This window comes from Francisella sp. LA112445, assembly GCF_012224145.1.
Taxonomy (GTDB): Bacteria; Pseudomonadota; Gammaproteobacteria; order Francisellales; family Francisellaceae; genus Francisella.
On record NZ_CP041030.1, the window covers coordinates 1,993,589 to 2,016,046 of the forward strand.

Below are 22,458 nucleotides of genomic sequence, written 5' to 3' on the forward strand. Positions count from 1 at the left end.
GATATATAATTACCTAACCTTAAATGATATTGATTATCATTATTATTTGGTATAGTATTTGCTTATTCGTTTTATCTTATGACTTATTTATAATGCTATGCCAATATATATAAATATTCTTCCTATAATATACATATTATTTATCTTTATTCTTACTATTGAAATAAGTTTTTCAAAAGCAAAGAATCAATCATCAAATACATTAGAGCAAACATTAGAACTAGAGTTAGAAATACAAAACTTAAAATCTGAGATACAGAATTTACAACAAAATCAAACGACCTTTTCTACGTATAACTCCAAAATTATAGAAACAGATCTATACTCTAGTATTAATGATAAAGACTCTTATGAAATTACTACAAGTATTGATAGTAATAACTCAATTATTGATTTAAGAAATAAATCTATAGGAAATGTCTTTGATCATAATGGTGCAATCAACGTAGGAGGTGCTCCAGCAATTACAACTAGAGGACAAGTAACCTTTCTTGGAGCCTACTCAGGTAACAACAGTATACCAATCGGTATGATATCTGGTAGTTTATTTGCTTCTACAGTAATCGGTCAACGAAATAAATTTGACAGCTATTCTATATTTTTCGGTGGAAAGATTGAGGTTGATGCCCAAACATGGTTTGGCAGTAGTGGAATATCAAATAACAATACTACTTTATCAAATCATGGGCAAAACATATTCCTAACATCATCTACCTTATATTTTCTATCTAATATCGGACACTATGTTACAGCACAATTTGATATTAGTAGCAGTGAGCTAAATAACTTCGGTCTAGGAAATGCCTTTGTTATATTTGGAAACCTAGATACATCACCACTCTTTTTAACTGCCGGGAGAAGTAAACTTTCTGTTGGAGCATTTGGTGGTGGTGGGCCATGGACTGGAGGAATAACAGGATTTCTAGCACCCGGAAGAACAACAAATATATCTCTTAATTATAAAGATGATATATTAAACGCAAATATTGCTGTTTTTGGATCTAACAATAATCAGGCAAATTTTTCAACAGGAATATTCTATGCCGAGAGCTGGACGGAAAAATTAGCTATTGGCTTAAATACTGGATATGTCTACAATATACCTGGAGCTGGTAATGCTTCTATAAGTCAATTTCTAGCAAGCAAAGATAGTCCTAACGATAATATAGGAAGCTTTAATATAAACGGTAACTTAACTTATACTATATACGACGGTTTTTTAAATATTGGAGCTGGTTGGGCAAGTACAACAAATAAAAATGACTTTAATAATATCAATGAAGATGTTTTAGCAGGAGGATGGTATACCGCTGCAAACTACTCTTTACCCAAATCTGGAAGTTAAAAAATAATTATTGTCATAAAGTCTTTTGTTTATAATGTTTTCGAGAAAAAATAACATTCACCCAATAGGTGAAACAAAAGACTTATGGAAATTATACCTTACCAACTATCAACAACCAAAGAATTAATAACACCAAGATCAGGCCTTATATGTTTGGCAGAACTGTTAGATAAAATAGATCTTCAAACCAAAATAGATGAGGTTGGTCGAGTACTTAAAAGTAATAATGCTATAAAACATTCCAAATATGTTTTGTCATATATTCTTGCCCTACATGCAGGAGCAGATAATTTATCAGATTTATCTATTTTAACTAGCGATAAAGCTCTAATGAAATTACTTGGATATACTAGAACACCTAAGCCTAGTGCATTTGGTAAGTGGCTTAAGAAAAATGGAAAGTCTTTATTGCTTGATGAACTTCATAGTTACTTAGTTGGGTTATCTTTAGGTAATTGTAAAAAGGTAACTCTAGATATTGATGCCACATATATTTTGTCTTTTAATGAAAATGCCTTATATGGTTATATAGGTAAAGGATACATGCCAATGATAGGAACGATAGCAGAAACATCTCAAATTATCGCTATAGACTTTAGACAAGGCGATGTTCCACCTTCAAAAAATAACCATGAATTTATTAAAGCCTGTATGTATAACTTGCCTAAAGATATTGAACTGTCAGGTGTAAGGATAGATGCTGCAGGTTATCAGCATGAAATTATTGATTGGCTTATAGATAAAAAGATAGAGTTTGCTATTAGAGCAAAAATGCATAATTCACTACGCGAACAAATATTAGATATAGATACATGGCAAGATAATAAAATCAAAATAGTTCATGCTATGGGTGATAGTAAACATAGCTTTGAGTTAGTCATCCAAAGAGAACTCATAGATAAGGGTCAAATGGAAATTGGTATTTGTGATGAGTCATCACAAAGCTTATCTTGTGGTAGATATATGTATAGAGCTATAGCTACTAATTCCAATAAAAACAATGATGACTTAGTTAAATGGTATAACCAAAGAGCAGATGATAGTGAAAATCGTATCAAAGATTTGAAACTTGATTTCAGTGCAAATAAGATGCCTTGCAAAGACTTTAAAGCCAATGCTTTGTATATCAACATTTGTGCATTAGCATACAATATATTTCAAGTACTAAAAGCTTGTTTTACCTAAAGAATATAACAACGCAAGACTTAAAAAAGTAGCCACTTTTGTTTACCACAATGCTGCCAAAATTATTTTTCACGCTAGACAATGTTTTGTAAAAGTTCAAGAAAGTGCAATTAATGTAATTCAAGTAACTATAAATAACATCAAGAAAAACAATTTTAGGTTACATTTTTTAAAATGAGACAGTCATAAACTAGGATAAGTGTATCTATACACAGTCAAAATATAAAAATATCTTAATTTCTATAAGAAAACTCTCATCTTTTTTAATGTTAAATGATAAAAAACTGAAAATAATAAAAACTAATGAATTTTACGACTTCTAGACCTCTACTTCCAGATTTGGGCTTTAGCATTAAGAGGTAGAAATACTAACTTTGGTATATCATATGGACAAACATATAATGCTGCAAATATACCTATGCCTTTGACAGCATCGCCCCTTTCTCTCGGAAAATCTTCGGTAGGAGTACAAAAACAGTTATTGCTTTCTTCCCAAAGGGCTTATTTCGATAATAATGTACTAGTAGGTTTAGAATATTCGTACCAAGAGCTATATAGTAAAAAACACATGAACACAATAACTCTAGATCTTTCTGTATATATATAGGACTTAAAAAACTATCCCCAATAACCATGGGCCTCAAAACGATCAATAAAATGCTGACTAAAATGCATTTTATTTAACTGAATATTTGCTAAAAGTCTCTTATATTGACCTGCTTTAAAGATATAGTTTAGAACATAAAACACATTACCTTTACCAACGATTTTTTCTACTTTCTTCTCAAAATCAGTAAAGTCTGACTTCTCATCAATATAATCATCAAGTAATGAGCAAAGCTTATCCATAGTTTTCTCATCAGCTCTATCAAAATATTTAGCTGTTTCATAGTGAAACTCATACTTACTATCATGGAAAAATGGATAAACATTACCTTCCCAAGCAGCTTTATAAGCATCATCAACATAACTACTGCTTAAAACATTTAACTTCATAAGATCATAATAAAATTTATTTGTATTTCTCATAATACTTTTCCTATTTATTTAGTTCTTCCTGAACTATCTGGTTAACTTGTTTAGGATTTGCCTTACCCTTGCTTGCTTTCATAGCTTGTCCCACAAAGAAGCCCATCAACTTAGTTTTTCCTGCTTTAAAATCTGCTGCTTGTTGTGGGTTTGCTGATATTATACTTTGGACTAACTCACGTATAGCTGACTCATCAGAAACTTGCTTTAAGCCTAGTTTTTCAATAATACTTTCAACTGAATCTGCTGACTCAATATACTCAGCTATAACTTTTTTACCATTCGCCTGAGATATTACATCCTTTTGCACATTACTAATAATATCTAATAAAATTTCAGCTGGAACAATATCAGCAGAAAACTCTTTTTCAGCTCTATTTAATGTTGATATTAAATCAACTGTAACCCAATTATATGCTGGTTTATGGCCTATTACTAATGCAACTTTATCATAATAATCAGCAATCTCAAGATTTGACAGCAAGAACTCTACCTCTTGCTCTAGTAAATGCTCACGATATACAGCCTCCCGCTCTTCTGGTTTAAGAGGCATCTGCTTTTTGATATCTTCAATATATTCATCTGTAATTATCAAAGGCAAAAGATCTGGATCTGGGAAATAACGATAATCAAAAGCATCTTCTTTTGCACGCATTGAACGAGTTTCATTTGCATCAGCATCATAAAGACGGGTTTCTTGTACAACCTCTCCCCCTGATTCTAATACAGCTACTTGACGAGCATACTCATACTCAATAGCTTTATCAATAAATCTAAATGAATTGATATTTTTTAGCTCCGCACGTGTACCAAACTCAGCTTGTCCTTCTGGTCTAATAGATAAATTCACATCACATCTAAATGAGCCTTCTTGCATATTACCATCACAAATCCCTAGATGCTTAACTAATTGGTGTAACTTTTTCAGATATACAACAACCTCCTCAGCTGATCTAAAATCTGGATATGTCACAATCTCTAAAAGCGGAGTACCTGCACGGTTATAATCTAAACCTGTCTCTCCAGCAACATAACCATGGACAGACTTACCAGCATCTTCCTCTAAATGAGCTCTTTCTATACGAATAGTTTTCTGCCCTTTTGAAGTCTCGATATCTAGTCTACCCTCTTGTACTATAGGATTTGTTGATTGGCTTATTTGATATCCTTTCGGTAAATCTGGATAAAAATAATTCTTACGTGCAAAAAAACTATTTTTTGAAATCTTTGCATCAACAGCTAAACCAAACATCGTTGCTTTACGAATAACTTCTTTATTTACTACAGGTAGAGTCCCTGGTAAACCTAAATCTAGAAATGCTGCTTGCGTATTTTGATGTTGTCCATACTTTGTCGCAGAAGTTGAAAACAGCTTAGATTTAGTACTTAACTGAATGTGGACTTCTAGTCCTATTACCATTTCCCAATTCACTATTAAATCCTCGCTTGCTCTAAAATAAATTCTTCTACATTAGTATGCTTTTGATACTGTGTTACAATCTGCGTTAAAACATTATCATTAAATGCTCTTGCCATAAGCTGTCCACCTACAGGTAAACCATTTGCAAAGCCAATTGGGAACGATATAGCCGGTAAGCCTGAAATATTTGCCGTAATTGTATAAATATCTGACAGATATGCTGAAACAGGGTCAAGCTTATCACCTTTTTTGAAAGCTTCACTTGGTGATGCTGGCATAAATATAGCATCAACTTCAGTAAATATCTCATTAATTTGATCTGTCATCATTCTACGTAACTGCTGAGCTTTGTTGTAATATGAATCATATTGACTAGAAGCTAGTACATAGTTACCTATCATGATTCTACGTTTAACCTCATCACCAAAGCCATCTGTACGTGATTTTCTATATAATTCATCTAAGTTCTTAGCTTCAGGGTTACGATAACCATATCTAACACCATCGTATCTAGCTAAATTAGCTGCAGCCTCTGCCGGAGTGATAATATAATAAGTTGATAAAGCTTCTTTTAAATCTGGGACTTTTACAGATTTAATCTCTGCGCCTAGCTCTTTAAGAGTTTCTAGAGTTTTTTGTACTGCTTCTTGAACTTGTGTAGGTAAATCTTTAATTAAGCTCTCATCTATACCTATCACCTTACCTGTAATCTCTTTTTCTAAGTCTTTAGTAAAAAGATTTTCTTCTACTCCAACACAAGTAGAATCAAATTCACACTCTCCAGCAATAGTATCCAACATAATAGCTACATCTTCAGCATAGTGGCCAAATATCCCAGCCTGATCAAAAGATGATGCAAAAGCGATCATACCAAATCTAGATGTACTACCATATGTTGGCTTCATTGCTGTTAAACCACAAAAACTAGCTGGCTGTCTAACAGAGCCCCCAGTATCAGAACCTGTACTGACTGGTGCAAATCCTGCAGCAACAGCAGCAGCAGAACCACCTGATGAACCACCAGGCACTCTTTCTAAATCCCAAGGATTACTCACAGCACCATAGTAGCTATACTCATTAGTAGATCCCATAGCAAACTCATCCATATTAAGTTTACCTAAAGTTACCATACCTTGATCTTTACAATTTTTAGTTACTGTAGAGTCATATGGAGCGACAAAGTTATCTAGCATTTTTGATGCTGCTGTAGTTCTTATATCTTTAGTACAAAAAAGATCTTTATGTAAGATAGGAATACCTGTTAATAGTCCTTGCTTACCTGTAGCTATAACACGATCAGCCTCTTGTGCTTCGTTTATAGCTTGCTCTTCACACAAAGTGATCACAGAGTTTATCTGTTTATCTTGATCTTTTATCTTAGCTAAATACTGCTTAGCTAAATCAACTGAAGTTATCTCACCACTATCTAGGCGAGCTCTTAATTTTTTAATATATGACATAACTAAACCTATTTAACAACCTGTGGCACCATAAAATAATCATCAACAACTTCACAGGCAAATTTATCAAAACTTGCTCTATTATCCTGATCTTGAGGAACATCTTCACGAAATTTGAAATCCATATTAATAGGTGAAACCATAGGTTGTACACCTTGTGCATCAAAATCTTTGACTGTATCTAAAATCTCACAGATATTTGTAAGATCTTGCGTATATTGCTCTAACTGAGTATCAGTTAAATCAAAGCTAGATAGCTTAGCAATATGCTCTACTAATTTTTTATCCATTTAAAACACCTAAATAAATTATCTAAAAATACCTTTAAAATTATAAGATACTCATAAAAATAAAGAAAGGTATACAAAAGTTATTTTATATTTGATGGTTGACTATTTACTTGCTCTTTAATAGTCGTAGGCTTTTTAACTGCCTTATTTTTATCAACTCCAATATGAAGTTCGCTACTATTTAGATTTATTGGGAAGCCATTATATCTACGCCATAGCTCATAGCCTAAGCTTACATCATTTAATAACACCCAACCATGTACTTTTGTACCCAATCTAAGCACATCTGGAGACGGCCAGTCACGGTTGCCACTTTGTTTTACAAAAATCTTAAACTGTCCTTGAGCATTATTCTGTGGTGAAATAAATATAATTTCTCCCTCAAATGTTCCGATCGCAACTTGAGGCCACCCACTAAACTGTATCGCTGGCCAACCTTCAAATTGGAGCATTACTTTATCACCAATATTTACTAATGGAATATCCATGCTGTTTAGCCACAATTCGGCTATTCGAGATTTACTATCTGGAACGATTGTTGCTAGTACATCAGTATCTTTAACAATGACACCTCCAATACCATGGATACGATCAACAATAACTCCATCAACAGGCGCTCTTACTAGACGACTCTGCTGACGTGCTATTTGAACTTTCACTTTAGCTAAATCAACATTTGCTTTAGCTAAGTCCTTAGTATAGTTTACCATCTCCATCTGAGCTTGCTCATAAACCCTCTGCGTACTTGCACCTTTTGTCACAAGATACTTATGTCTTTCGATATTTTTCTTAGTGTTCTTAATAGCTAACTTTATCGACTTTATACCTAGCTCTATAGCAGCCTTTTCATCCTCTAATCTAGATACAACCTCTGGGTCTAAATCTAGAACTTCGACTATAGGATCACCCTTTTTAACTCTATCACCCTCAAAGACATACCACTTACCAAGCCTTCCACCAATAGGAGCAGAAATATTTTGTTGTCTTTCTGATGGTGATAAAGTTGTAACATCTCCATAACCATCAACCGTTTGCTGCCATGGAATCATTCCTAAAATAACTCCAACGACAATAATACTTAATAGCACTAAAAAGATTATCTTCTTAAAACTAGGATCCTTTTTTAGCATTGCGTACGACTTTAGCTGCATTGAAATAGTTATCCCCTTTATTCAATAGATATTATTAATGTTGGTATATCCAACTTCTCTAAAATTTGCGTAATCGTTAAGTTACTATCTTTACTAGCTAACCCATAGGTATCAATTAATACTAGAAGTTTTGGATCTTTAAGAATAGCTCTTATAATATTCATTTTAAGAACAACTTCGCTATCAAAAACAACATTATATTTTATTGTCTGAGAATCTATATATTTCTCAAATTTTTCTTCTAAAAAACGAATTTCAAATATCTCTAACAACTGATTTAGATATTTTAACTTTTCTTGAGAGAAATCATCACATAAGTTATCTAACACTGTACCAGCAACCACCTCTATACCACTTGCAATATGGATATTATCACTAATATGATCCTTCCTATAGTTTCTAATACAAACTCCATTAATCTTAACTGTTTTATCCAATGTGTCGCCAAAAAATGAACCTAAAAGTGTTTGCGCTGCTTGTGTAGATAGAGAAAGCTTATTAAAATGACTCTTATTAAAATCAAATGAGTATTCCTGAGAATTCCCTAAATTAATTTCTAAAAGATCAACTTTCTCAGTAAGCTCCGCGCTCTTATGTTCAGATGTAATTTCTTGTTGATCTGATATTTCTAGAAGGTCTAGTATTTTTCTAGTCGCTACTAAAAAGCCATAACAGTCATATAAATATTGGCTAAACTTTAGTAACCCTAATAAAACTATATTTACTAATAATTCTGCGGCAATCAACTGACCTATAGAAAGCTGACCATTAATTATCAAATAACTTCCTATACCTAAAAGTAAAATATTTATAAAAATATAAGTTAAACCTATATAAACATGCTGTCTAAAGATAACACTAAAAAATTTTTTCCTACTATCTATATAGCTGCATAATTTTGTATCGACTTTACTCACAGAACTATCTTCTGGGAGCTGGCGGAACGATAGAAACTCTGCTGTTTTCTCCTCAAACCAATATACAACATCATATACCGCGTTAGATTCTTTAAGACCAGCTTCATAGCCAGCTCTTAATGGAATAAATATAGTAAGTAAAATACATGTAACAAGCAAAATATCAAAGACTAAAAATAAAGGATGATAAAATGCCAAAATAATCACACAGAATAAAGTCTGCAAGAAAATATCAAGTAAGATAATGAAAATTACAGCTACTGATTTTTGTAAAAACTTCAGTTCAAAAGTTCTATTAATCTTTTCTCGAATATTTATCCTCTTGAGCTTATCAAAATCCACCTTATGAATAGCTGATACAATCCTAAAAACAGTTTCAACAAAAACTTTACGCTGAATATCCTCAACTAACTTCAGCTGAAAAATCCTTACAAAAAAAGCTGCTGTAAGAAGTATAAATAATATAGTAATAAGAGATATAACAGGTCGGATAGATAAACTAACTCCGACTAAGTTAACCAAAGTCTGCACTGATACAGGAATTGTAAGAGATAAAAAACCTAGCAATAAACTATATATAATAAGTGTATATACAGTATGTCTTGGTATTTTTAGTACAGTTTTTATTTGTTTATATAACATAGTAAATACTAGTCATGAATTATACTTCTTTAGTATAGTCTATATTATAATAAAATCTACTTTGAAGAATTAATTTTTGTTAAGAAAACAATTTATTTTGAGCTTATATTTGAATAGTTACTTAGTACTACGTGCAAATACATTATCAATTTCTTTTAGATAAGTCTTTTTGATACCTTCAAAATCCATCTCTGGAATATCAAGAATAATATTATGCTCATCTTGCATAACTTTTTGTAAGCTTTTAGAGAAAGACTCTCCTGACTTAAGGTCAAAGGCTACTTGTTGAACAATTTTATAACAATCTTCACGCATAAATGGAGTATTTGCTACCAAGAAATGCAAGTAGAAACTTGATAAATAAGCACTAGTACTTCTAACTCTATCTTCGATAATATCTTTTTGAACCACTAAGTTATCAATAGTATTTTTCATTCTACGTAATGCATAAACCATTATGCCGAAATTATCTGGAAGATAAAAACGCTCTGCTGATGAATGTGAAATATCTCTTTCATGCCATAAAACACAATTTTCTAATGCTATAGATACATGTGATCTAAGCATTCTCGCCATACCTGTTAAGTTCTCTGTAGAGATCGGATTTTTCTTATGTGGCATAGTTGAAGAACCTTTTTGTCCTTTAGAGAAACCTTCATACACTTCAAAAACATCACTTCTATGCAGATGTCTAATCTCAACTGCTAATCTCTCAATAGCTGAAGCTATGAGTCCGTGGATTGAGATTAGTTTAGCTATTCTATCTCTTGGTATAACTTGAGTAGAAACTTCTTCAACAGGCAAACCTAAGATATCTGCTGCTTTCTTCTCATCTTCTGTTGTTAAAATACAATAGTTACCAACAGCTCCTGAGAACTGTACCGTTAATCCATCTTTTTGGAACTCTTTAAGATCTTTTAATCTACGTTTAAATTCAACATATGTGCTTAAGAACTTTTGTCCAAAGCTCATCGGCTCAGCAAACATACCATGGCTTCTACCCATAGTAATGATCTCTTTTGTTTCTTGTGCTTTTGCTAATAGTGAATCGCATAAAGCTTCTAGATCTTTAACTACAAATTCTAAAGACTCTCGTATCTGTAGACTTAAAGCTGAATCAATAATATCTGATGATGTCACACCAAAATGGAAAAACTTACCAGTTTCAGCAGTAAACTGCTCTGCAATTGAAGTACAAAAAGCAATAATATCGTGCTTTGTTACCTTTTCTATTTCATCAACTCTATCTGGTTTAATTTCTGCTTTAGAACGAATCTCAGCAGCTGTTCCTTTAGGAACCATTTTATCTTCTAAAGCTTCTAAAATAGCTAATTCAACTTCAAGCATCTTACGATATTTATTTTCATCTGCCCATATTTTTGAAATTTCTGCTACATCATACCTTTTTATCATTACACTATCCCTATTTGATAAATCATAAGCAAGCACATACCTGAACACTTTAGGCAAAAATGACTAAAAGCACCAGCATACAACTAAAATCTTGATAAACTATCTAAACCAACGTTAAATATACTTTTAATTCTCTCAAATAGAGCCTTATTGTCAACCCATTTATTATATTGCTAAGACCTAGATAAGAGATTAACCACAGCACAAATTCTCTTATAAATTTAACTTATTAAGCAAATATTACTGATCAATTATTTAGTTATAAATACCGATTTTATAATAAATATGATAAAGTCAACATTAGGTAAATTAGGAAACAAAATTATATGAAAAAACATATACTTATTTCTACAGTTCTTATTGCAGCGATATCATTTGGATATAGTTCTACACTAAAAGGAAGTGACTATATTTCAACTCAACCAGGTACAACTTATATCTATCAAAGAGTTGAAGCTAATGACAATGATAACTTCACGATCAGAACTAAAATAAAAGACTGTAATGATGATAATACTCTATGTAGATATGTTAGTAGCATAAAAGACCATGTTAAGAAGAAAATAGACGGTTCTGAATCTAAGTATGCATATGATATAAAAAATGGTGCAGTTTACATCAAATACCCAAATTCAGATAAAGAAACATTATTACTCCCAGCAAATATTGAGTTTAATAAAGTTAGAAATGAAGATAACTCGAATGCAAACGGTAAGTTTACAAACTCTTATGAGTTTACTAAACAAATTCCAGAGATAACTGTAAACGGTAATAAATATAAAAACTGTATTGAGCTTGAAGCTAAATCAGATATGACTATAGATAACAAGCCAGTAAAAACACAAAGCCAAGAGATTTATTGTAAAGGAGTTGGTTTAGTAAAAGAAAACTTCAAAGAAACAGATGCTTCAGGAACACCTGTAATTTATAAAAGCATATTAGTATCAATGAAGAAACCATAAATTTTAACCTATGAGAAACTTATTAGCATTATTACTAGTAGTTTTTATGCTAACAAGCTGCTCAACATATAATGGTCCTACTTTTAAAGGAAGTGATTACATTTCTACAGATGTTGGTACAACATATCACTATAAAAGAGTCGAACTCAAAACCAAGAAAAGCATTTCCATAGACATAACAGTTGATAGCTGTAATTCAAACAAATCAAAATGTTCATACACTACCAAGATTTTTGACTCTTCAGGCAAGATGATCAGTAAATATAGTATGCACTATACAATCAATAAAGGCTCTTTTTTCATTAAAGGATCTGTCCGAGTATCAGACAACTTCTATAAAGATAGTAGTATCTTGCTTCCTGAGAAATTACAACTTAAACATGAAGTAGATATGCAACACCCAGAGAGATATGGCGATGTTAGAGAAAGGCTAATTGTTCACCAAGAAGTTCCTAGTATTAAAATCAACAATCATAAGTATGAAAACTGTCTAAACATAATCTCTGAAACAGTCACCCCTCTTAACGATAAAAAGATCAAAATTCTCACGAATGAGATAGACTGTAAAAACATAGGCGCCGTAAGAAAAGAAATGTCTATCTATTCGCTTATCCCTGTTAAAAACCCTGAGTATAACAATTTTGCCTTAAATGGTAGCTATATAGAAACTCTTCAAAGTATTACTCATAAAGATAGCTAAGCTGAAGATCCAATACTCCTATCTCTAAAGTAGCTATATACTCCATAACCACTGATTACAACCCAAGCTCCTTCTATGATAAAAGCAGGTAAATTCCAATTATACATTAATGAAAATAGAACTCCTAGAGATCCTAATATGTTTAATACTAAATAACTTAAGTCACTAGATTCTAGTCTACGTGTTTGTAGTAGGAAGAAGGCGATTATTACAAGAATATCCCCACCAACTCCTAAGGTGTTAGCTAACACAATTTTCTCCTTTTTCTGTTGTTTTATAGCTAATTTATCAAAAAATACTATGCGTTTTTATTTCAACACTTTATGGCTAATATTTGACTACTGATATCGGAAAAGCTCCAAGATACCAAATAAAAATCTTTTTATTATTATATCTCAATACGATATAACAAAGATTAATAACCCAACTCTATTATATACGATATCAAAAAATTTTGCTGTGGATCTATATACTTATAGATACTCAATAGCTACATACCTACTTAGATGAATTATTATTGAAAGTACAGCTATTTAGTTCTATTTTTGATCTAGTAGAAAATTATAAGGAGTTTATATAGGGCTAGATTCCAAGGTCATTCTACGCTTCCTTGCTATATTTATTTTATCATCAATTATTGATGACTTTGGATCAAGCATGAACATAAAATAATCTTGTTTTGGGTACTTAGCATCTCCATCATCATAAAATTGATCATGTATCATCTGTAATACATGATTACACTGTAATAATAAAGCATACAGCGCTTTATATCTTTTAGTATTTGGACGTTCATAAAAAATTTCTGCTATTAAATTTTTTATTTCTATTAGATCATGCACAAGTTGTTCAGGACTATTTATATTTACGCCATCTATATACCTACATGCATGTATTTTCTTTAAAATTTTATCTATTTTTACCAGTTTTTGATATCTATGTGACATCTTTGAAACATATGACTGATTATAAAATTCCTCTTTAGTCCATAATAAATTATCTGAACTCTGTATATTTTCTTTAAGCAAAGTAGATTTAGATCTCTTTAATGCTTTTTTATTAATTGCTATACGCAATCTTTTAGCATAATCCGCTATATCATAAGGAGTCCATACTACTTTATTTTTAGTAAAAAATTTGTCAGCACCACCAGCTTTGAGTGCTTTTGCAATAAAAAAACAACAATTTTCTTTTGCATAAGAATACTTTAGTCTTTTAGTATTATTTATATTTATCCACCAAGCAATAATTTTATTATAATCTAAACCTTCAAAATCTCCTTCAGTAGCAGGTATCTGAGTATAAGGAATATCATTTTCTGTTTTAAAGTTATACAAAAGTTTACTTTTACTATTTCTATCCTCATTAATATATGTGTTATAACTAAAAAACTCCTGTAATGCCATTACCAAAGATTTTTTGATAGATGAGTCTTTGAGCCTTAAATGACCTTTGGATATGTCTGAGCTCCGAAAACCATAGTTAAAGCTATGGTCTTTATCAAAGCCATAATTAGATGCATCCCTTTTCTCAGTAACCACTGTTAAAATAGGTTTACTAGCATCATCTCCCGGCAACCATGACAAATAAGCATCTATATTAATTTTACTAAGGCTTTCCATAAGCTCTTTATAAATATGATCTTCTCTTATCATCTGTACTATATTTCCAAAAACTAGTTTTTCTAGAAATGAATCAAGACGTGACATTATAGTGTCTTTATCTTCTTGAGAAAGTATTCTCGTAGGCCAATATCTACAGATTAGGTAATTTACTTTTGCAACTATATTTTCATCAAATGGATAAAATGGTACATTAGTAGCATCTTCTTTTCTAACCTTATAAACTAGTAACGCAGCATGACCAGCTAGCTGCTTCATAAAACCTTTACAAAGGCTAGCTGGATTGTACCATTTACTATTTCCATAGTAATGAAACTTCCAATAAATTGGTACTATTCTTTTGTACGTATTTTTCATTACAATCCTTATTTATAGAACATAATGCTTAGGATTTAATACTTATATAACTTGCCTTATTACGGTAAACTAGACTTACATAATAATGGATAAATTTATCTGAAATATTTATTATATGTAACAATATGTAACTTTGACGTTATCAAGTAATTGGATTAATCTAATAGCTTAACTTAATATCCAAACTCTATTGTATACGAACGAGAGAAATTTTGCTGAGGTTCTATATCAACGTTACCTATACGATACTCAATATCAAGATCCATGCCTAATGTATCACTTCTACCACACCATGGCTCGATACATACATACGGCGCATTTGCTTTAGGTTTTGACCATAGACCAAGATATTCAAAACCATCAAACGACACTTCAACATATCTATCGGAATCCTTCTCAGCTAATCGAACTTTTTTATCTGTGAAACCACTATATACTAATGCATCATTATCAAATGTATGATTATCTAGCTCAATTTTAGATAGCTTGAAATGCTTAATTTCTCCAGTATAAAAAGCCTCTGGTGTAATGGTATGGAAATCTAGTTTCTGTTCTGAAAATCTGATTTCATAATCACTAAACTTATGTTTCTCATCAAAAGGACAAGCAAATGCTGGATGTGCGCCAAAGCCACATGATGCAACACTATCATCTAGATTTATAATATTATACTCGGTGATAAGTTTATTAGCCTCAAGAGTATATGTAACCTCAAACCTTAATCTAAATGGATAATTATCTTTGCTAGTCTCCATAGCTAAGATGACGCTATTTTCACTATGTAAAACAATATCAAATACAGTGTGGCGAGCAAGGCCATGATTACCCATAGGATATTCTTTACCTTGATATTTGATTTTATTATCATGAGATTTGCCCACTACTGGAAATAGCACTGGCGACACTCCAGCCCACACTCGGCCATCTCCTGACCACATATATTGATGATCTGTCTCGATATTTACGACAGCCCTGACTTCAGCGCCTAGCTCACTAATCTCTACTAATAAGTTATCATTTTTGATTCTAATCATAAGAATTCCCCTTCGTTGTTAGTGAAGAGGGTTTTTGTATCAAGAAACATTGTCATCCTCGTGCTTGACACGGGGATCTCTCAACCATTTAAGAGATTCCCATCTTCATGGGAATGACTGTCGTTATTAAATCGATAATCTTTACCGATACATACTCAACAATTCCCTCTTCAGGGTTAACTTCAATATCTTCAGTAAGAATGAGTAGTTCAAAACCTATGATTTAAAATACTCTATTAGTATTTTAACACAATATAAATGAATAGATTAAATAGTAAACTCAATTTTAACTTACAGCAATTCCCCTTCATTTATGAAGGGGAATTTATGCTCTTCGAGAGCATCTTATGCCCTTTTCATCAAAAGCATCATTAATAGGCTTAAATATATCTTTCTCAGTATAAAATTTATCAAACCCAACAACATCTTTTCTCCACAGTGAAGCTTTAATCTCCTGAGAATCAATCTCGAAGTTCATCACATTAACTTCAGGTTTTGAAATACCTTCTTTTTTAGATAACACTGTTATTGCACAGTATAATGCTGTACCACCTTCAATAGACTCATAGATTGTTACAGCTCCTTTATCATCACTAATTTCTGAATTGCATGAAATAACAACACGTTCTTCTGGTTTAACTCTAATTTTTATTTCAGTTAGGTTTTTTAAATTTCTATTATTTGAGAAACTTCCTATATTAAGCTGATAATTAGATGTGTATATATTTCCATATAAGATGTCATCTAAAGCACTATCGAACCTGCACACTAGATGATTTCCCTTTATAACTGTGTAAATTAGCGGATAAAAGCACTTCCTAGTACTATGATTTTGTATATATTTAGAAGGTGTTTTAATTCCATAAGTTTGTTGACACCAGTCAACATGTCCTTCTTTAAAAATTACTTCTTTTTTAGGATTATTACTAAAAAAGCCCCATATTGTCACTATACTAGCTAAAACACCTAAAAAAGTAGCAAACTTATGATTTAAAAACCATTTCAATTTTACCCAACCCACTTCCTAGCATTTCTAAACATTCTCATCCATACAGAATACTCATCATACTCTGCTGGAATATGCGAGTTTGTGATAGCTCTATAGACACGCTCTGGATGTGGCATCATTGCAAGGACACGCCCATTTAGTGCTGTGACAGCTGTTAGTCCATTTACTGCACCATTTGGATTATATGGGTACATTTCTGTTGCTTGGCCTTGCCCATCGATATATTTAAGAGCTACTTGTGAGCTTGCTAGCATTGCCTGTTGCTGACTATCATTCTCAAATAATGGACGACCCTCTCCATGAGCTACGGCAATTGGTGCTTTTGTGCCTGCCATATCAGCAAACCAAATAGAGTCAGATTCTTGAATCTCTACCATAGAAGCTCTTGCCTCAAACTGCTCTGATTTATTCTTAATAAATATCGGCCAGTTTTCAGCTCCTTTGATTAGTGATTTAAGCTGTGCAAGCATTTGACAACCATTACACACACCTAACGCTAGAGTATCATCACGACCAAAGAATTTGCTAAACTCATCTCTTAGCTTCTCGGTAAATAGGATGTTTTTAGCCCAGCCACCACCAGCACCTAAAACATCACCATACGAGAAACCACCACAAGCTACCAATACTTTGAAATCTGCCAAAGTTACACGCCCAGCATGTAAATCTGACATATGCACATCATGGGCCTCAAAACCAGCTGTAGTAAATGCTGCTGCCATCTCAACTTGACCGTTGACACCTTGCTCTCTTAGGATTGCAACTTTTGGCTTCTCAACATTGACAAACCTAGCTGTAACATCCTCTTCAAGATCAAATGTAGCCTCAACATGGATACCTTTATCATCAGTATTTAATATACTATCAAACTCTTGTTGAGCACATTCGCTATTATCGCGGATTGATTGAATTTGATAAGAAGTCTCAGCCCACCATCTTTGTAAATTTACACGTGTGTTTGAATATACCTTCTCACCATTTGCAAAGATATTTAACTCATCGCTAGAGCTTAGCTTAGCTATTGCACATAGGTGAATTTGAGTGTCTTTAAACATCTCTTCAACTAGTACTACATCGCTATTTTTAACTTGGATAACAGCCCCAACTTCTTCAGCGAAAAGTTTTGCTAGTATATCTTGAGTTTGTAGTTTAATATCTAAACCTTTACGCCCAGCGAATGACATCTCTGCTAAAGTTGCAAATACACCTCCATCCGATACATCATGATATGCTAAGATTTTATTTTCAGCTTTTAGCTTAGTGATATTTTCAAATAGCACTTTTAGCTTACTTGCTTCAACATCTGGAGCAACATTACCAACTTGGTTATAAGCTTGGGCTAAACATGAAGCTCCAAGTCTACCGGCACCATTAGATAGATCAATATGCAATAAAGTTGTATCATTATCATCTACTAAAACTGGCGTAAGAGTCTTACGAGCATTTGTTACAGGTGAGAAACCTGAAATCACTAATGATAATGGCGATGTTACTGATTTAGCTTGACCATTATCCGACCACTTAGTTTTCATTGACATTGAATCTTTACCAACTGGTATTGCGATACCCAACGCTGGTGCAAATTCCATACCAACAGCTTTTACAGTCTCGTATAACTTTTGGTTTTCATCGCCTTGATTTGCAGCAACCATCCAGTTTGCAGATAGGCGAATATCACTCAACTTTTCAATATCCGCAGCTAATAAGTTTGTTACAGTCTCAGCTATTGCTAATCTACCTGAGGCAGCTGCATTAATAGCCGCAACAGGAGTTCTCTCACCCATAGCCATAGCCTCACCTGCTTGACTATCTACTGTAGCCGTTGTCACAGCACAGTCTGCAACTGGCACTTGCCATGGACCAACCATCTGATCACGAGCAACCATACCTGTAATACTTCTGTCACCAATTATGATTAGGAAAGATTTAGAAGCTACAGCTGGTACTTTTAGCACTCTTTCAATCGCATCATCAAGTTTAATAGCGCTTGTATCAAATACTTCTTGCTCAACTTTTACAGTTTTTACATCAATATGCATTTGAGGTGTATTACCAAATAATAGCCCCATTGGTAAATCAACTGGCTTATTATCAAAATACTCATCATTTAACGTAATATGCTTCTCAGAGATTGCCTCACCGACAACTGCAAATGGACATCTTTCTCTATTACAAAGTTGTTCAAAAAGCTCTAATGACTCAGGATCTACAGATAGTACATATCTTTCTTGTGACTCATTTGACCATATCTCTAACGGAGAAAGTCCTTCCTCACCAACATTTACTTTTCTAAGCTCAAAATGACCACCAACATTACCATCTTTTACAAGCTCAGGAAACGCATTTGAAATACCACCAGCGCCAACATCATGGATAAATGTGATTGGGTTATGCTCACCCATTTGCCAACATCTATCTATCACTTCTTGGCAACGACGCTCCATTTCCGCATTATCACGTTGTACAGATGCAAAATCTAACTCTGAGTTAGTATCAGAAGATACAACAGATGACGCTGCTCCACCACCAAGACCTATACGCATAGCAGGTCCACCAAGACAGATTAGCTTAGCACCAACATTAATATCGCCTTTCTCAACATGCATTCTCTTAATATTACCCATACCACCAGCAATCATAATCGGCTTATGATAACCGAACATCTCTTTACCTGCAGATGTATTGACTTCTTGCTCATAAGTACGGAAATAACCATTTAAGTTAGGTCGACCAAATTCGTTTGAATAATGAGCTCCACCTATTGGTGCCTCTAGCATTATTTGTAGTGGGGTTACAATATGATATGGCTTACCATACTTGCTAGTTTCCCAAGCTTGCTCAAAACCTGGTATATTTAAGTTTGATACTGTAAATCCAGTTAAGCCAGCCTTTGGCTTAGCTCCAAGACCTGTAGCACCCTCATCACGAATCTCACCACCAATACCCGTTGCTGAGCCACTAAATGGCGCTATCGCTGTAGGATGGTTATGTGTCTCAACTTTCATCAAGATATCAACCTCTTCTTGATTAAAACTATAGATACCCGTTTGAGTATTTGAGTAAAATCTCTGAGCTGTTGCACCCTCTATCACAGCAGCATTATCTTTATAAGCTGAAAGCACACCTTTTGGAGATTTTTCAGTAGTGTTGCGAATCATTTTAAACAATGATTTATCTTGCTCTTGACCATCTATAGTCCATTTAGCATTAAAAATCTTATGTCTACAATGCTCAGAGTTAGCTTGAGCAAACATATATAGCTCTGTATCTGTAGGATTTCTGCCAAGCTTTGTATATTCATCAGCTAAATAATCAATCTCTTGCTCACTTAGAGCTAAACCTAGCTTCTTATCAGCATCTTTGATAGCTTCGGCACCATTCTCTAAAACATTGACAAACTCCAACTCTTTAGGAGCTGTAACATCAAATAAACGCTGAAGATCTTTTTCACAAACAAAAACCTCTTCAACCATACGATCATGGACAAGGTCTTCTATCTCTTTTAATTCAGTCTTAGAGATATTCCCCTCTACACCAAAAAGAACTGCTCTTTCAACTCTTTTAACTACATCAATACCAGTATTTTTGATAATATCAGTAGCTTTTGATGACCATGGTGAGATTGTGCCAACTCTTGGAGCTGTAATAAACGTATGTCCCTTTGGCTCAACTGAGCCATATTCTTTGTTATAATTAAGCAGTGAGCTTATAATCTCAACCTGCTTGTCACTAAGATCTTGAGAACTTTCAACTATATGAATATATTCAGCAGATATAGACTCAACTTTACTAGATATTTTTTTAGCATCTGCTAAAACCTTCTCTCTTCTAAATGGAGATAATGCACTTAAACCTTTAAAAATCTTAATCATTAGCTATCAAACCCTTTGTATTTCTTTTCTAACTCTTTTAATTCTTTTCTATGTCTCTCAAGCTCATCTAAATAAGCCTCATCCACATCTCCTGTAATATAGTTACCAGAGAAGACACTATCTTCAAATTCAGTAATATCAGGATTTTGCTTTTGAACAATTTCTTTTAGATCTGATAATGGCAAGTATATAAGTCCATCAACACCAATCCATTGGCGTATCTCTTCTAGAGACTTACCATGAGCAATAAGATCTGATTTAACTGGCATATCGATACCATAAACATTTGGATAACATACCGCTGGTGATACAGATGCTAAATATACTGATTTGGCACCTAAATCTCTGATCATCTCGATAATACGTTTAGATGTTGTACCACGTACAATAGAGTCATCTACTAGTAGTACATTCTTATCTTTAAACTCTGCTGGGATTGGGTTTAGTTTTCTTCTAACAAAGTTTTTTCTATCGACATTCTCTGGCATTATAAAAGTTCTGCCAATGTATCTATTTTTTACAAATCCTTCTCTATACTCAACACCTAAAGCTGTTGCTATCTCTTGTGCTGATGCTCTACCAGTTTCAGGAACTGGTATTACAATATCAATATCCTTGTCTTTCCAAGATTCAATAATTCTTCTACTGAGTGCTTTACCAGCATCAACCCTTGCTTGATAAACACTAACACCATTCATAATACTATCTGGACGGGCAAAATATACATACTCAAATAAACAAGGCGCTAAAACAGGCTTCTTAGCACATATTTTTGAATGAACCTTCATATCCTCGGTTATAATAACTACCTCCCCAGGCTCTACATCGCGTAGCACTTTAAATCCTGAGATATCAAGTGAAACACTCTCACTAGCTACCATATAAGCTTTTTCACCAGTCTCATACTCTTTGACACCGAGCACTAACGGACGAATTCCATATGGATCTCTAAAAGCTACTAAGCCAAAGTTAGCAATCATCGCCGTACAAGCATAACCACCTTTAGCATGCTTAAACACAAACTCACATGCTTTGTACACAGCTTGGGTAGTTGGACCACCTCTGGATTTATTCATTCCACAAGCAAAGAAGTTAAGTAAAAGCTCAGAATCTGAACTTGTATTTAAATGACGCCTTTCAATATCATGTAGCATTTTTGCTAACTCAGGTACATTAGTCAAATTACCATTGTGTGCAAAAACAATTCCATGAGGGTTATTAACATAAAAAGGTTGGCTATCTGCAGCACCAAGACTACCCGCTGTTGGATATCTTACATGACCAATACCCATATTACCCTTTGACTTTTCAAGCTTCTCATCTGTAAAAACATCACTAACTAAACCAGTATTTTTACGTATGAAAAAATGTCCCTGATCCATAGTGGCAATGCCTGCAGCATCTTGACCTCTATGTTGTAACAGACTTAAACCATAAAACAATGCATAACTGACCTGATTTGGTCCAGCAACCCCAATTACTCCGCACATAATTCACCAGAAAGTTTAATTACCAAACAAAAATATTATAACAATATTTAATCGACTCTGGGGTAACAAATTTAATTAAATTAACTTCTATTATTCTTCTTCGAAACAACTATTCCAAAATATATTTTGTCAAATATATAATTATAAACAAAAGCATATATAAGATAGAAAACAACAAAACCAATATCCGTAAGCAGAGCCTTCCATATACTCATATGTAACCAATACGCGACCATTGGTAAAGTTACTACAAGTAACCCAAGCTCAAATAAAACGGCGTGTGCCATTCGCATAAACAATTTTCTTTTTGATCTATGCCCACCAAAGCTACTCTCTATAAAGTCAAATATATAGTTATAAATAAGATTCCATACCATTGCTATTACAGATATAACTATTGCTAAAAATCCTATCCTCCAAATATTCTCATTTAGAACAAGCACTGCAAATGGCGTAAAAATGACAACACCAAAAACTTCAAAACCAACAGTATGGATTACTCGAGCTAAGAAGCTCATATTCATAGTGTTCAATTGTAACTCCCTACAATATCCTTTTCT

Annotated in this window: 17 protein-coding genes and 2 pseudogenes; 5 read left to right on the forward strand and 14 right to left on the reverse strand. The window is 33.3% G+C overall.

Annotated elements, in window-relative coordinates; all coding sequences use genetic code 11:
- Nucleotides 1-97: 97 nt before the first annotated feature.
- The 3 genes and pseudogenes from FIP56_RS09615 to FIP56_RS10370 form a co-directional block, all read left to right on the forward strand.
- A pseudogene (locus FIP56_RS09615) lies at nucleotides 98-1,327 on the forward strand (DUF3573 domain-containing protein); the annotation flags it as partial.
- Between the two features lie 102 nt (nucleotides 1,328-1,429).
- A complete protein-coding gene (locus tag FIP56_RS09620; protein WP_192578689.1) occupies nucleotides 1,430-2,530 on the forward strand; it encodes an IS1380 family transposase in 1,101 nt (366 codons plus the stop codon).
- A 355-nt stretch (nucleotides 2,531-2,885) separates the two neighbouring features.
- A pseudogene (locus FIP56_RS10370) lies at nucleotides 2,886-3,137 on the forward strand (hypothetical protein); the annotation flags it as partial.
- 11 nt (nucleotides 3,138-3,148) lie between these two features.
- On the opposite strand, the gene FIP56_RS09625 reads toward FIP56_RS10370, so the two are convergent.
- From FIP56_RS09625 to purB, 7 genes are all read right to left on the reverse strand, one after another.
- Nucleotides 3,149-3,559: a hypothetical protein gene (locus FIP56_RS09625; protein WP_192578690.1), complete on the reverse strand. Its 411-nt coding sequence runs from the start codon at nucleotides 3,557-3,559 to the stop codon at nucleotides 3,149-3,151.
- A gap of 10 nt (nucleotides 3,560-3,569) precedes the next feature.
- Nucleotides 3,570-4,991: an Asp-tRNA(Asn)/Glu-tRNA(Gln) amidotransferase subunit GatB gene (gatB, locus tag FIP56_RS09630; RefSeq protein WP_209451842.1), complete on the reverse strand. Its 1,422-nt coding sequence runs from the start codon at nucleotides 4,989-4,991 to the stop codon at nucleotides 3,570-3,572.
- Between the two features lie 2 nt (nucleotides 4,992-4,993).
- Nucleotides 4,994-6,439 (reverse strand): Asp-tRNA(Asn)/Glu-tRNA(Gln) amidotransferase subunit GatA, encoded by a 1,446-nt coding sequence (gene gatA / locus FIP56_RS09635; protein WP_192578691.1) that lies wholly within the window; start codon nucleotides 6,437-6,439, stop codon nucleotides 4,994-4,996.
- A gap of 8 nt (nucleotides 6,440-6,447) precedes the next feature.
- On the reverse strand, nucleotides 6,448-6,729 hold the full coding sequence (gene gatC, locus FIP56_RS09640) for an Asp-tRNA(Asn)/Glu-tRNA(Gln) amidotransferase subunit GatC (protein WP_192578692.1): 282 nt from the start codon (nucleotides 6,727-6,729) through the stop codon (nucleotides 6,448-6,450).
- Nucleotides 6,730-6,809: 80 nt separating this feature from the next.
- On the reverse strand, nucleotides 6,810-7,880 hold the full coding sequence (locus FIP56_RS09645) for an HlyD family efflux transporter periplasmic adaptor subunit (protein WP_192578693.1): 1,071 nt from the start codon (nucleotides 7,878-7,880) through the stop codon (nucleotides 6,810-6,812).
- A gap of 17 nt (nucleotides 7,881-7,897) precedes the next feature.
- Nucleotides 7,898-9,439 (reverse strand): ABC transporter ATP-binding protein, encoded by a 1,542-nt coding sequence (locus FIP56_RS09650; RefSeq protein ID WP_192578694.1) that lies wholly within the window; start codon nucleotides 9,437-9,439, stop codon nucleotides 7,898-7,900.
- A gap of 117 nt (nucleotides 9,440-9,556) precedes the next feature.
- The gene (gene purB, locus FIP56_RS09655; RefSeq protein WP_192578695.1) at nucleotides 9,557-10,852 is read right to left on the reverse strand and encodes an adenylosuccinate lyase; all 1,296 of its coding nucleotides are present in this window, start codon (nucleotides 10,850-10,852) and stop codon (nucleotides 9,557-9,559) included.
- Nucleotides 10,853-11,178: 326 nt separating this feature from the next.
- Between purB and FIP56_RS09660 the strand changes: the two genes are divergently transcribed.
- Nucleotides 11,179-11,814 (forward strand): hypothetical protein, encoded by a 636-nt coding sequence (locus FIP56_RS09660; protein ID WP_192578696.1) that lies wholly within the window; start codon nucleotides 11,179-11,181, stop codon nucleotides 11,812-11,814.
- 10 nt (nucleotides 11,815-11,824) lie between these two features.
- Nucleotides 11,825-12,514, forward strand: a complete 690-nt coding sequence (locus FIP56_RS09665; protein ID WP_192578697.1) for a hypothetical protein — start codon at nucleotides 11,825-11,827, stop codon at nucleotides 12,512-12,514.
- Here the strand turns inward: FIP56_RS09665 and FIP56_RS09670 are convergent.
- The 7 genes from FIP56_RS09670 to FIP56_RS09700 all read right to left on the reverse strand — a co-directional run bounded on the left by FIP56_RS09670 (nucleotide 12,511) and on the right by FIP56_RS09700 (nucleotide 22,431).
- Complete coding sequence (locus FIP56_RS09670) at nucleotides 12,511-12,765, reverse strand: hypothetical protein (protein WP_192578698.1); 255 nt, start codon at nucleotides 12,763-12,765, stop codon at nucleotides 12,511-12,513. The two genes, FIP56_RS09665 and FIP56_RS09670, sit on opposite strands and share 4 nt — an antisense overlap.
- Before the next feature lie 321 nt (nucleotides 12,766-13,086).
- The gene (locus FIP56_RS09675) at nucleotides 13,087-14,493 is read right to left on the reverse strand and encodes a hypothetical protein (RefSeq protein ID WP_192578699.1); all 1,407 of its coding nucleotides are present in this window, start codon (nucleotides 14,491-14,493) and stop codon (nucleotides 13,087-13,089) included.
- 173 nt (nucleotides 14,494-14,666) lie between these two features.
- Complete coding sequence (locus tag FIP56_RS09680) at nucleotides 14,667-15,527, reverse strand: aldose 1-epimerase family protein (protein ID WP_192578700.1); 861 nt, start codon at nucleotides 15,525-15,527, stop codon at nucleotides 14,667-14,669.
- A gap of 325 nt (nucleotides 15,528-15,852) precedes the next feature.
- Nucleotides 15,853-16,533 (reverse strand): hypothetical protein, encoded by a 681-nt coding sequence (locus tag FIP56_RS09685; RefSeq protein WP_192578701.1) that lies wholly within the window; start codon nucleotides 16,531-16,533, stop codon nucleotides 15,853-15,855.
- Nucleotides 16,534-16,535: 2 nt separating this feature from the next.
- Entirely contained in the window at nucleotides 16,536-20,408 is a 3,873-nt protein-coding gene (gene purL / locus FIP56_RS09690; RefSeq protein WP_192578702.1) for a phosphoribosylformylglycinamidine synthase, read from the reverse strand.
- Nucleotides 20,408-21,898, reverse strand: a complete 1,491-nt coding sequence (purF, locus tag FIP56_RS09695) for an amidophosphoribosyltransferase (RefSeq protein ID WP_192578703.1) — start codon at nucleotides 21,896-21,898, stop codon at nucleotides 20,408-20,410. The genes purL and purF overlap by 1 nt, the downstream gene beginning before the upstream one ends.
- 80 nt (nucleotides 21,899-21,978) lie before the next feature.
- Complete coding sequence (locus FIP56_RS09700) at nucleotides 21,979-22,431, reverse strand: PACE efflux transporter (RefSeq protein ID WP_192578704.1); 453 nt, start codon at nucleotides 22,429-22,431, stop codon at nucleotides 21,979-21,981.
- Between the last annotated feature and the right edge of the window lie 27 nt (nucleotides 22,432-22,458).

Coding starts and splice junctions, on each gene's coding strand:
- FIP56_RS09645 (WP_192578693.1), bottom strand. CDS start 7,880: ATGCAGCTAAAGTCGTACGCAATGCTAAAAAAGGATCCTAGTTTTAAG.
- FIP56_RS09650 (WP_192578694.1), bottom strand. CDS start 9,439: ATGTTATATAAACAAATAAAAACTGTACTAAAAATACCAAGACATACT.
- gatA (WP_192578691.1), bottom strand. CDS start 6,439: ATGTCATATATTAAAAAATTAAGAGCTCGCCTAGATAGTGGTGAGATA.
- FIP56_RS09675 (WP_192578699.1), bottom strand. CDS start 14,493: ATGAAAAATACGTACAAAAGAATAGTACCAATTTATTGGAAGTTTCAT.
- FIP56_RS09620 (WP_192578689.1), top strand. CDS start 1,430: ATGGAAATTATACCTTACCAACTATCAACAACCAAAGAATTAATAACA.
- FIP56_RS09665 (WP_192578697.1), top strand. CDS start 11,825: ATGAGAAACTTATTAGCATTATTACTAGTAGTTTTTATGCTAACAAGC.
- FIP56_RS09625 (WP_192578690.1), bottom strand. CDS start 3,559: ATGAGAAATACAAATAAATTTTATTATGATCTTATGAAGTTAAATGTT.
- purL (WP_192578702.1), bottom strand. CDS start 20,408: ATGATTAAGATTTTTAAAGGTTTAAGTGCATTATCTCCATTTAGAAGA.
- purF (WP_192578703.1), bottom strand. CDS start 21,898: ATGTGCGGAGTAATTGGGGTTGCTGGACCAAATCAGGTCAGTTATGCA.
- gatC (WP_192578692.1), bottom strand. CDS start 6,729: ATGGATAAAAAATTAGTAGAGCATATTGCTAAGCTATCTAGCTTTGAT.
- FIP56_RS09680 (WP_192578700.1), bottom strand. CDS start 15,527: ATGATTAGAATCAAAAATGATAACTTATTAGTAGAGATTAGTGAGCTA.
- purB (WP_192578695.1), bottom strand. CDS start 10,852: ATGATAAAAAGGTATGATGTAGCAGAAATTTCAAAAATATGGGCAGAT.
- FIP56_RS09660 (WP_192578696.1), top strand. CDS start 11,179: ATGAAAAAACATATACTTATTTCTACAGTTCTTATTGCAGCGATATCA.